We start from the raw sequence: 1,459 nt of genomic DNA, 5'->3' as shown, positions 1-1,459 counted from the left end.
GGCGTGCTCGGCGTCGCTGGTGGCGCTGCATCTCGCTGTGCAGGCGCTGCGGTCGGGTGAGTGTGATGTGGCGTTGGCCGGTGGTGTGACGGTGATGTCGTCGCCGCTGTCGTTCGTGGAGTTCTCGCGGCAGCGGGGGCTGTCGGTGGACGGCCGGTGCAAGGCGTTCTCGGTCGACGCGGACGGTACGGGCTGGGGCGAGGGCGCGGGTGTGCTGCTGGTGGAGCGGCTGTCGGATGCTGAGCGGCTTGGGCATCGGGTGCTTGCGGTGGTGCGGGGCAGTGCGGTCAATCAGGACGGTGCGAGTAATGGGCTGACGGCTCCGAATGGTCCGTCGCAGCAGCGGGTGATCCGGCAGGCCCTGGCCGTCGCCGGACTCGACGCGGCCGAGGTCGACGCCGTCGAGGCACACGGCACGGGTACCCGTCTGGGGGATCCCATCGAGGCGCAGGCACTGCTCGCCACGTATGGGCAGGGCCGTCCCGACGACCGGCCGTTGTGGCTGGGTTCGGTGAAGTCGAACATCGGTCATACGCAGGCTGCTGCGGGTGTGGCTGGTGTGATCAAGATGGTGGAGGCGATGCGCCATGGCGTGCTGCCGGCCACTTTGCATGCGGAGGAGCGCACGGATCAGGTCGACTGGTCCAGTGGCGGGGTGGAGTTGCTGAGCCAGGCCCGGGAGTGGCCGGAGGCCGACCGCCCGCGTCGGGTGGGTGTGTCCGCGTTCGGCGTCAGTGGGACGAACGCGCACGTGATTCTGGAGCAGGCTCCGCAGTCTGTGGACGAAGAGGGCGTTGAGGCTGGGGAGTCGGGCTCGGGTTCGGCTTCGGGCTTGGGTTCGGGTCTGGTGGTGTGGCCGGTGTCGGGGCGCAGTGAGGTGGCGTTGCGGGGGCAGGCGGAGCGGTTGCGTGCGCGTGTTGCAGCCGATGAGGCGCTGGATCCGGTGGATGTGGGGTTCTCGCTGGCGAGCGGTCGGTCGGTGTTCGAGCACCGGGCGGTGGTCGTGGGTGACGGGCGTGTGGACCTGGCGGGTGGTCTGGAGGCGGTGGCCTCTGGGTCGGATGTGCCGGGTGTGGTGCGGGGTGTGGCGGGGGCTGAAGAGCCTGATGTCGCTGTGCTGTTCTCGGGTCAGGGTGCGCAGCGGTTGGGTATGGGGCGGGATCTGTACGAGGCGTTCCCGGTGTTCGCGGGGGCGTGGGATGCGGTGTGTGAGGTGCTGGATCCGCTGCTGGGGGCGCCGCTGACGTCGGTGGCCTGGCCCTCGGAGCCGACTGCGGAGTCGGAGTCCGAGGCCGGTGGGGGGTTGCTGGATCGGACGGTGTGGGCTCAGGCGGGGTTGTTCGCGTTTGAGGTGGCGGCGTTCCGGTTGGTGGAGTCGTGGGGTGTGGTGCCGCGGTTCGTGGTGGGTCACTCCGTGGGGGAGATCGCCGCGGCCCACGTGGCGGGGGTGCTGTCTTTG

The 1,459-nt window shown here is 70.1% G+C and carries 1 protein-coding gene; it reads left to right on the top strand.

The window, feature by feature from the left end:
- On the top strand, nt 1-1,459 hold a 1,459-nt coding region (locus tag AOK08_RS36465), incomplete at both ends, for a type I polyketide synthase (protein WP_157876950.1).

It is taken from the genome of Streptomyces graminilatus (genome assembly GCF_001418565.1).
In the GTDB taxonomy this organism is placed as follows: domain Bacteria; phylum Actinomycetota; class Actinomycetes; order Streptomycetales; family Streptomycetaceae; genus Streptomyces; species Streptomyces graminilatus.
This window is presented reverse-complemented; position numbering and strand designations above follow the sequence as displayed.